Raw genomic sequence first — 9,128 nt, 5'->3', positions numbered from 1 at the left:
GCCCTCGCCCCCGAGCCGGGACGCGCGGCGGTGGTCTCGCGCCTGCGGGACGGTTCCTCCGTGGTCCTGGACGAGGAGCGGTTGCGCCCCCTCGTCCAGAGCGCGGTGGACCGGGTGGTGGCGGACGGCGCCGAGGCCGTGCTGATCCTGTGCACCGGACACCTCCCGGGGCTCGCCGCCTCGGTCCCGGTCTACACCGCCGAGGAGCTGGCGCGCGGAGCCGCGGCGGTGCTGGTGGGCGAGCGGGCGCTCGGTGTCCTCGTGCCGACGCCGCGGCAGGTCGAGGACATCGCGGCGCGCTGGCGGGCCGATCTCGGCCGGGACGCGTCGGTGGCGGCCGCCGATCCCTACGCCTTCGATGCCGAGGCCTTCGCCGAGGCCGGCCGTGCGCTCGCCGCCTCGGGCACGGAGTGGATCTTCCTGGACTGCATCGGCTACTCCGAGGAGATGGCCGCCGTCGTCACGCGCGCCACCGGTCTCCGAGCGGTCACCGCCCGCTCCCTCGCCGCCCGGATGCTCGCCGCCGCCGTCTGACGTCGCCGGGCTCGGTCCTCGGGGACCGGGGTGTCAGTAGCTGGCGCGGGCGGTGTCGTCGGCGGCGGGGAGGAAACGGGCGGCCAGAGCCTCCGTCGCCCGCGCGAGCAGCGCGACATCCGCGCCGACCGCGACGAAGTCCGCCCCCTGGGCGATGTAGGCGTCCGCAGCCGCGGGATCGAAGGCGTTGACGCCGACCGGCTTCCCGGCCTCCTTCACCGCGCGGAAGGTCCTGCCCACCGCGTCGAGCACGTCCGGGTGGGTCTGCTGGCCCAGGCGCCCCAGGGACGCGGCGAGGTCGGAGGGCCCCACGAACACCGCGTCCACCCCGTCGACCCCCGCGATCTCGGCCGCGGCCTCGACGCCCGCGGCCGTCTCGATCTGGACCGTGAGGGACGTGTGCTGCGCCGACTCCTGCAGGTAGCTGTCGACGCGGTTCCACCGCGCGCTGCGCGCCAGGGCGCTGCCGACGCCGCGCACGCCCTCCGGCGGATAGCGGACCGCGCGGACCGCGGCCCGCGCCTCGTCCGCGGAGGACACCATCGGCACCAGGAGGTTCTGCGCTCCCAGATCCAGCACCTGCTTGATCGCGACGACGTCGTTGAACGGGGCCCGCACGACCGGGGTGATCGGGTAGGCAGCCACCACCTGGAGCTGGATCTGCACGGACTCCAGCGTGTTCGCCGAGTGCTCCATGTCGATCAGGAGCCAGTCCAGCCCCGACCCGGCGTCGACCTCGGCGAGGACGGGGCTGCCCGAGCACGCCCACATGCCGATGAGCGCTCGGTCGGCGGCGGCGAGCCGCTCGCGGAAGGACGGGGCGAGGCGAAGAGACATGGTGCTCCTGGATCCGGTCAGACGAAACGGCAGGTGATGGTGCCCATGGGGCCGTAGTCGCACAGTACGCTGTCGCCGGCCTGCACCCACATCGGCCGGGTGAACGAACCGGCCAGGATGATCTCGCCGGCCTCCAGACGCGCGCCGTGCTGGTGGAACTTGTTCGCGAGCCATGCGACGCCGGTGGCGGGGTGGTTCAGCACGCCGGCGGCGACGCCGGTCTCCTCGATTTCCCCGTTCTTGAACAGTAGGCCGGGGACCCAGCGCAGGTCGATCTCGTCGGGGCGCTTGTGCACCTCGCCCAGGACCATCGCGCCGTAGGCGGCGTTGTCGCTGATGGTGTCGACGATCGTGCGGCCCTCCAGCTCGATGTGCGAGTTGAGCACCTCGAGCGCGGGCACGGCGTAGTCGATCGCGGCGAGGGCGTCCTCCAGGGTGCAGTCCGGTCCCTCGAGCGGATCCTTCAGGACGAACGCGAGCTCGACCTCGATCCGGACGTTCGAGAAGTCCGCCGCGGGGATCTCCGCCCCGGACCGGTACACGGTGTCGTCGAACATCACGCCGTAGTCCGGCTCCGTGATGCCTGTCGCCTGCTGCATCGCCTTGGAGGTGAGTCCGATCTTGCGGCCGACGAGCCGGCGTCCCGCCGCGATCTGCGAGTCCCGCCACACGCCCTGGACGGCATAGGCGTCCTCGACCGTGGCCTCCGGGTGGCGGGCGGTGATGCGCGGGATGACGCTCTTGGCGCGGTCGGCCTCGGCGAGCTCGGCGGCGAGCCGCGCGATGGTGTCTGCTGACAGCATCCGTTCCTTCTCTCTGCGAGTGGTGAGTTCTGCGTGGTGGTGCGCTTCGTCTCGTCGCTTCGCTCCTCGCTCAACGACCGGGGACGTGCGTCGGTCGTTGAGCGACACTTCGACTCGCTTCGCTCGCTCAGTGCGGGTCTCCGCGAGTCGAAACGCGGGGACGTGCGTCGGTCGTTGAGCGACACTTCGACTCGCTTCGCTCGCTCAGTGCGGGTCTCCGCGAGTCGAAACGCGGCGGCCGCCTAGAGCTGGTGGCCGAGCTTGTACTCGCCCTGCTTCCACTCCGGCATCGACGACTCGGCCTCGTCGGCGCGCGTGTAGGAGAACCCGTCCGCGCCGATGGTCACGGCCATCTCGGACGAGTCGGTGCGGGCGACGACCGGCTGCGGGTTGCCGTCGAGGTCCAGGACGAGCGAGGCGTCCGTGTACCACGACGGGACGACGGGGTTGCCCCACCAGTCGCGGCGCTGGTTGTCGTGCACGTCCCAGGTGACGACCGGGTTGTCCGGGTCGCCCGTGTAGTAGTCCTGCGTGTAGACCTCGACGCGGTGGCCGTCCGGGTCGCGCAGGTACAGGTAGAACGCGTTGCTCACCCCGTGACGGCCCGGTCCGCGCTCGATGGCGTCGGAACGGCGCAGCGCCCCGAGCTTGTCGCAGATGGCGAGGATGTTGTGCTTCTCGTGGGTCGCGAAGCACACGTGATGCATGCGGGGCCCGTCTCCGCCGGTCATCGCGGTGTCGTGCACGGTGGGCTTGCGGCGCATCCATGCGGCGTAGACCGTGCCCTCCTCGTCCTGGATGTCCTCCGTCACGCGGAAGCCGAGATCCTGCATGAACTTCACAGCGCGCGGCACATCGGGGGTGACCTGGTTGAAGTGGTCCAGACGCACAAGCTCGCCGGGGATGTGCAGGTCGTAGCGCCACGACATCCGCTCGACGTGCTCGGTCGCGTGGAAGAACTCGTACGGGAACCCGAGCGGGTCCACCACGCGCACGGAGTCGCCGATGCCCTTCGTGAAGCCGTCCGGATCGCGGCGGACGTCGCAGCCGAGCTCCGTGTAGAACTCGACCGCACGGTCGAGGTCCTCGGGCGTGCGCACGCGGTAGGAGAACGCGGCGACAGCGGCGATCGGGCCCTTGCGGAGCACGAGATTGTGGTGGATGAACTCCTCCGTCGAGCGGAGGTAGATCGTCTGCTCGTCCTCCTCGGTGACGTACAGGCCGAGAATGTCGACGTAGAACTGGCGGGAGGCCGCCAGATCCGTGACGATCAGCTCCATGTAGGCGCAGCGCAGGATGTCCGGCGGCGCAGCGGCGGGGGTGGCGACGGGGTTGTCCGTGGTGATCGGCGCCTCCTGGCTCACGTAGAACCCGGAGGAGGTGAGGGTCATGTCTTCGCGGTTGGTCATGTCAGCGTCCTTGCTATCGCCCGGTCATCGAGCGAGGAGCGAAGCGACGAGACGAAACGCGTCACGGATGCCTGGAGGCGTTTCGTCTCGCTTCGCTCGCTCAACGACCGGTTGGTGGGTTCAGCGGGGGTCCGGGTCGTCGAGATCGGTCTCGGTGTGCAGGTCCTGCTTGCCGAACGTGGGGTTGTGCGGGGCGCCGAGCGTGATGTGCACGCTCTGCTGGTCCGTGTAGAAGTCGATCGAGCGGTAGCCGCCCTCGTGGCCGAGGCCCGAGGCCTTGACCCCGCCGAACGGCGTGCGGAGGTCTCGCACGTTGTTCGAGTTGAGCCACACCATGCCCGCTTCGACCGACTGCGCGAAGTTGTGCGCCCGCTTGAGATCGTTCGTCCAGATGTAGGCGGCGAGGCCGTACTTGGTGTTGTTCGCGAGGGCCAGCGCCTCCTCCTCGGTGTCGAAGGGGGTGATCGCGACGACCGGGCCGAAGATCTCCTCCTGGAAGATCCGTGCGTCCGGCGCCACGTCGGCGAAGACGGTGGGGGCGACGTAGTTGCCGGTCTCGAACCCCTCCGGACGCCCGCCGCCCGCGACGAGACGGCCCTCCGTCTTGCCGATCTCGACGTAGCTCATCACCTTGTCGTAGTGCTCCGGGTGCACGAGCGCGCCGACCTCGGTGGCCGGGTCGTGCGGGTGGCCGACCTTCACACGCTTCGCCTGCGCCGCGTAGCGCTCCACGAACTCGTCGTATACGTCGCGCTGCACGAGGATGCGCGAGCCGGCGGTGCAGCGCTCGCCGTTCAGGGAGAAGACACCGAAGATGCAGGCGTCGATCGCGACGTCCAGATCCGCGTCCGCGAAGACGACGGCCGGGCTCTTCCCGCCCAGCTCCATCGACAGGCCCTTCAGGAACGGCGCGGCGTTGCCGAAGATGATCTGCCCGGTCCGGCTCTCGCCGGTGAAGGAGATGAGCGGCACGTCCGGGTGCTTCACGAGCGCGTCGCCGGCGTCCTCGCCGAGGCCGTTGACGAGGTTGAAGACGCCCTTCGGCAGGCCCGCCTCCTCGAAGATGCCGGCCCAGAGCGACGCCGACAGCGGTGTGAACTCGGCGGGCTTCAGGACCACGGTGTTGCCCGTGGCGAGGGCAGGTCCCAGCTTCCAGGACTCGAGCATGAACGGCGTGTTCCACGGGGTGATGAGCCCGGCGACGCCGATCGGCTTGCGGTTGACGTAGTTCATCTGCCGCCCGGGGACCTTGAACGCGTCGTCCGCCTGGGCGACGATCAGGTCGGCGAAGAAGCGGAAGTTCTCGGCGGCGCGACGGGCCTGGCCGAGGGCCTGGGTGATCGGCAGGCCGGAGTCGAAGGACTCCAGCTCGGCGAGCCGGGCGTCGCGCGACTCGACGATGTCCGCGATCCGGTGCAGCACGCGCGAGCGCTCGCGGGGGAGCATGCGGGGCCAGGGTCCCTCGTCGAAGGCGCGCTTGGCGGCCGCGACGGCCCGCTCGATGTCGGCCTTCTTGCCCGCGGCGGCGTGCACGTAGGTCTCGTTCGTGACGGGGTTGAGCACCTCGAAGGTGTCGCCGTCGATCGAGTCGACGAACTCGCCGTCGATGTAGTGCTGGATCTTCTCCGGCAGATCGGCCGGGATGTAGACGTCGGTCATCATCGTCCTTCTGTGGTGGTGCGGGTGGTCGGTTCGTGGCGGGAGGTCAGGAAGGCGTCCATCGTCCGCCAGCGGTGGTTGCGGGCGGCGAGCTCGATCTCGAGCGGATCGGCCTCCGCGCGGATGAGGTCGAGGATCTGCGCGTGCTCCTCCACGGAGTGGCGCGCGCGACCGGGGACGAACGCGAACGTGGAGTCGCGGATCCCCGACAGGCGCGCCCACCCGCGGTGCACGAGATCGAGCAGGTGCGGGTTGGGGCAGGGCTCGAACAGCACGGAGTGGAACTGGCGGTTGAGGTCGGTGAACGCGTGCGCGTCGAAGTGGTCGAGGAGGCGCACCATCCGGGCGTTGACCTCCGCGGCGCGCTCCAGCGCGTCGGCGTCGAGGTGCGGGGCCGACAGCGCGGTGGCCGCCCCCTCGACGAGACCCAGGGTCTGCATCGTGTGCGCGTACTCGCTCTCGTCGATGAGCGACACCCGCGCGCCGACGTTGCGCTCGAAGGTGACCAGTCCCTCCGCCTCCAGGCGGCGGATCGCCTCGCGGACGGGCACGACGCTCATCCCGAGCTCGTCCGCGATCGGGCCGAGGACCAGACGGTACCCGGGGCCGTACGCGTGCGAGGCGATCCGCGAGCGGATCCAGGCGTACGCCTGCTCCGACTTGCTCCCCTCGGCGACGATCGTCATGCGCCCGCGCTCTCTCCGGCCCCGGTCCCCGCCGACCGGCTCGCCTCGTACCGCGCGCGCCACTCGGCGTTCATCGGGAACAGCCCGTCGACGGGGTTCCCCGCCGCCACCTGCTCCGCGATCCATTCGTCCTCGACCTCCTGGGCGAGGGCGGCGTCGGCCACCTCCTCGGCGATCGCCGGGGGGATCACGATGACGCCGTCCCCGTCGCCGACGATGATGTCGCCGGGCTGGACGGCCGCGCCGCCGCAGGCGATCGTGACGTCGACGTCCCACGGGACGTGGCGGCGGCCGAGCACGGACGGGTGCGGGCCCCGCGAGAAGACCGGCAGGCCGATCTCGGCGACCGCGTCGAAGTCGCGGACGCCGCCGTCGGTGACGACCCCCGCGGCGCCGCGGGCCTTGGCACGGAGGGCCAGGATGTCCCCGAGGGTGCCGGTGCCGGACTCGCCGCGCGCCTCGATCACGATGACCTCGCCCTCGGCCACCGCGTCGAACGCGCGCTTCTGGGCGTTGTACCCGCCTCCGTGGGAGGCGAAGAGGTCCTCCCGGGCCGGGATGAACCGCAGCGTCTTGGCGGTGCCGACGATCTTGGTGCCGGGGAGGTTCGCGGAGACGCCGTCGATGAAGCAGAAGTGGTGCCCGCGCTTGCGCAGCTGCGCCGAGAGCCCGGCGGTGGGCGCCGCCTCGAGCTTCGCGCGCAGCTCCGCCGTGAGCGCCGGGGCCGCGGGCTCCCGCGGCTCCTGGGTCTCCTGGGTCTCGCGGGGAAGGCCCGCCGCCTCCCGGGACCCCCAGGCCTCGGCCCGCTGCAGGTCGTCGACGGCCGGGAGCGAGCCCAGGGCCGCGTCGAAGGGCACCTCGCCCTGGACGACGGTGGTGCGCAGGCGCCCGGAGCTCGGCGCTCCCGGAGCCTCGGGCGCATCGACCTCGATCTCGACCACGTCGCCGGGGACGATGACGCTGGATCCTGCCGGTGTGCCGGTGAGGATCACGTCGCCGGGCTCGAGCGTGAAGTGCTGGGACAGATCCGCCACGAGCTGGGGCAGCGGGAACAGCAGGCCGGCCGTGGTGTCGTCCTGGGCGAGCTCGCCGTTGACCCAGGCGCGCACGCGCAGGGCCGCGGGATCGACGAGCGCGGCGTCGATGAGGTCGGGGCCGAGCGGCGTGTAGCCGTCGCCGCCCTTGGAGCGCACGTTGGAGCCCTTGTCGTTGGCGCGCAGGTCGTAGAGGCCGAGGTCGTTCGAAGCCGTGACGTGCGACACGTGCTCCCATGCCCGCTCGACGGGGACGCGACGGGCAGCGGTGCCGATGACGAGCGCGATCTCGCCCTCGAACGCCAGCAGCTCGGTGCCGGCGGGGCGCTCGACGGTCCCGTCCGTCCCGGCGACCGAGCTGGCCGGCTTGAAGAAGTACGACGGGGCCGCGGGGCGGCGCCCGCGCTGGTCCGCGCGGGAGACGTAGTTGAGGTGGATCGCGACGATCTTTCCGGGGCGGGGGATCGGGACGGTCACAGGCGCCTCCTCGCGCTGATCTCCACGGGGGAGAGGGACGGATACGCCGGAGGCCTCGGCCTGTTGGCGTCGTATTCGAAATCGTATATTATCAGGGCGAGACTCGGCAAGCATCCCGGATGCGCGCCGTGACGACGAGGTCACATATTCAAAGGAGACACCCCATGAGCGGGCAGTCACAGGACGGGTTCACCCCGACCGGCACCATCGCGACGGCAGCCGATCGTCGCCGCGTCGTCTTCGCCACGGTCGTGGGAACGACCGTGGAGTGGTACGACTTCTTCATCTACGCCACGGCCGTCGGCCTGGTGTTCGGGCAGCTCTTCTTCGCGCCGCTCGGGGCGAACAGCGCCCTCGTCGGCTTCGCGACCGTGGGCGTGAGCTTCCTGTTCCGACCGCTCGGCGCCTTCCTCGCCGGCCACTTCGGCGACAAGGTCGGACGCAAGGCCGTGCTGATGTGGACGCTGATCCTCATGGGTGCGGCCACGGCGCTGATCGGCGTGCTGCCGACGTACGAGACCATCGGCGTCGCGGCGCCGGTGCTGCTCGTGCTGCTGCGGATCCTGCAGGGGATCTCGGCCGGCGGCGAGTGGGGCGGCGCCGTGCTCATGGCCGTCGAGCACGCCCCGAAGAAGCGCCGTGGGATCTTCGGCGCCTCGCCGCAGATCGGCGTGCCGCTCGGGCTGCTCCTCGCCTCGGGCGTGATGGCGATCATGGCCTTCCTCGCGCCCGGTGACCAGTTCCTCGCCTGGGGCTGGCGGATCCCGTTCCTGCTCAGCGTGGTGCTGATCCTCGTCGGCTACTACGTCCGTCGCAAGGTCGAGGAGAGCCCCGTGTTCACGGAGCTGGCCGAGCGCAAGGAGGAGGCGCGGATGCCGATCGTGCAGCTGTTCCGCAAGCACCTGCTGCTCGTGATCATCGCCGCGCTCGTCTTCGCCGGGAACAACGCCGTGGGCTACATGACGACCGGCGGCTACATCCAGGGCTACGCCACGAACCCCGAGGGGCCGATCGGGCTGGAGCGGGGTCCCGTGCTGTGGGCCGTCGCCGGCTCCGCCGTGACCTGGCTGATCTCGACCCTCATCGCGGGGTGGGTGTCCGACCGGATCGGGCGCCGCACCACGTACATCATCGGCTGGGTGCTCCAGCTCGGCGGGGTGTTCGCGCTGTTCCCGCTGGTCAATCTCGGAGAGATCGGGCCGCTGTTCGCGGGTCTCGCGATCCTCACCATCGGGCTCGGATTCACGTACGGTCCGCAGGCGGCGCTGTACACCGAGCTCTTCCCGGCCTCGATCCGCTTCTCGGGCGTCTCGATCTCCTACGCGATCGGCGCGATCGTCGGCGGTGCGTTCGCCCCGACCATCGCGACGGCGATCGTGCAGGCCACCGGCTCCACCCAGGGCATCACCTGGTACCTCGCGGGGATGACCCTGCTCGGCCTCGTCGCGACGCTGCTGTTGCGCGACCGCAGCGGCATCCCGCTCGGGCCGGACGCCGAGGCCGAGCAGGCGGTGAGCCCGATCTACGGCCTGTCCCGCGCGTAGCCCCGCCCCGCCCGTCGAGTGGTCAGTTTCTGTGGGTTGAGGACGCCTCAACCCACAGAAACTGACCACTCGACGCATGTGCGGGCGCAACGCGTGGGCGTGGGCGGGGTGTGGGCGCGGGGCGCGCGGGCGCGTGGGCGCGGGG

Annotated in this window: 8 protein-coding genes; 2 read left to right on the top strand and 6 right to left on the bottom strand. The window is 70.9% G+C overall.

Annotated elements, in window-relative coordinates; genetic code table 11:
- Positions 1 to 534, top strand: a 534-nt coding sequence (locus tag MR1_RS11075) for an AroM family protein (protein ID WP_157518059.1), incomplete at its 5' end; no start/stop codon positions are given.
- Positions 535 to 567: 33 nt separating this feature from the next.
- Here MR1_RS11075 and MR1_RS11070 read toward each other — a convergent pair.
- The 6 genes from MR1_RS11070 to MR1_RS11045 all read right to left on the bottom strand — a co-directional run bounded on the left by MR1_RS11070 (position 568) and on the right by MR1_RS11045 (position 7,439).
- Complete coding sequence (locus tag MR1_RS11070; RefSeq protein ID WP_067246392.1) at positions 568 to 1,371, bottom strand: HpcH/HpaI aldolase family protein; 804 nt, start codon at positions 1,369 to 1,371, stop codon at positions 568 to 570.
- Between the two features lie 17 nt (positions 1,372 to 1,388).
- Positions 1,389 to 2,174, bottom strand: coding sequence for a 2-keto-4-pentenoate hydratase (locus MR1_RS11065; protein WP_067246388.1), 786 nt, complete (start codon positions 2,172 to 2,174; stop codon positions 1,389 to 1,391).
- Between the two features lie 242 nt (positions 2,175 to 2,416).
- Complete coding sequence (gene hpaD / locus MR1_RS11060) at positions 2,417 to 3,583, bottom strand: 3,4-dihydroxyphenylacetate 2,3-dioxygenase (RefSeq protein ID WP_067246385.1); 1,167 nt, start codon at positions 3,581 to 3,583, stop codon at positions 2,417 to 2,419.
- Between the two features lie 120 nt (positions 3,584 to 3,703).
- Positions 3,704 to 5,242 carry a 5-carboxymethyl-2-hydroxymuconate semialdehyde dehydrogenase gene (gene hpaE, locus MR1_RS11055; protein ID WP_067246382.1) on the bottom strand — a complete coding sequence of 513 codons (1,539 nt, stop codon included), beginning with the start codon at positions 5,240 to 5,242 and terminating at the stop codon, positions 3,704 to 3,706.
- Positions 5,242 to 5,928 carry a GntR family transcriptional regulator gene (locus MR1_RS11050; protein WP_067246397.1) on the bottom strand — a complete coding sequence of 229 codons (687 nt, stop codon included), beginning with the start codon at positions 5,926 to 5,928 and terminating at the stop codon, positions 5,242 to 5,244. The genes hpaE and MR1_RS11050 overlap by 1 nt, the downstream gene beginning before the upstream one ends.
- The gene (locus MR1_RS11045) at positions 5,925 to 7,439 is read right to left on the bottom strand and encodes a fumarylacetoacetate hydrolase family protein (protein ID WP_067246379.1); all 1,515 of its coding nucleotides are present in this window, start codon (positions 7,437 to 7,439) and stop codon (positions 5,925 to 5,927) included. Before MR1_RS11045 ends, MR1_RS11050 begins: the two co-directional genes overlap by 4 nt.
- 164 nt (positions 7,440 to 7,603) lie before the next feature.
- On the opposite strand from MR1_RS11045, the gene MR1_RS11040 reads away from it, so the two are divergent.
- Positions 7,604 to 8,983 carry an MFS transporter gene (locus MR1_RS11040; RefSeq protein ID WP_067246375.1) on the top strand — a complete coding sequence of 460 codons (1,380 nt, stop codon included), beginning with the start codon at positions 7,604 to 7,606 and terminating at the stop codon, positions 8,981 to 8,983.
- The last annotated feature ends 145 nt before the right edge of the window (positions 8,984 to 9,128 follow it).

Source organism: Microbacterium resistens NBRC 103078 (assembly GCF_001552355.1).
Classification (GTDB): domain Bacteria; phylum Actinomycetota; class Actinomycetes; order Actinomycetales; family Microbacteriaceae; genus Microbacterium; species Microbacterium resistens.
Note: the sequence above shows the minus strand (reverse complement) of the source record. Positions and strands in the feature narration are given on the sequence as shown.

What these genes read in the sequence shown, in the direction of transcription:
- MR1_RS11070 (WP_067246392.1), bottom strand. Translation starts at nt 1,371, where the DNA reads ATGTCTCTTCGCCTCGCCCCGTCCTTCCGCGAGCGGCTCGCCGCCGCC.
- MR1_RS11065 (WP_067246388.1), bottom strand. Translation starts at nt 2,174, where the DNA reads ATGCTGTCAGCAGACACCATCGCGCGGCTCGCCGCCGAGCTCGCCGAG.
- hpaD (WP_067246385.1), bottom strand. Translation starts at nt 3,583, where the DNA reads ATGACCAACCGCGAAGACATGACCCTCACCTCCTCCGGGTTCTACGTG.
- hpaE (WP_067246382.1), bottom strand. Translation starts at nt 5,242, where the DNA reads ATGACCGACGTCTACATCCCGGCCGATCTGCCGGAGAAGATCCAGCAC.
- MR1_RS11050 (WP_067246397.1), bottom strand. Translation starts at nt 5,928, where the DNA reads ATGACGATCGTCGCCGAGGGGAGCAAGTCGGAGCAGGCGTACGCCTGG.
- MR1_RS11040 (WP_067246375.1), top strand. Translation starts at nt 7,604, where the DNA reads ATGAGCGGGCAGTCACAGGACGGGTTCACCCCGACCGGCACCATCGCG.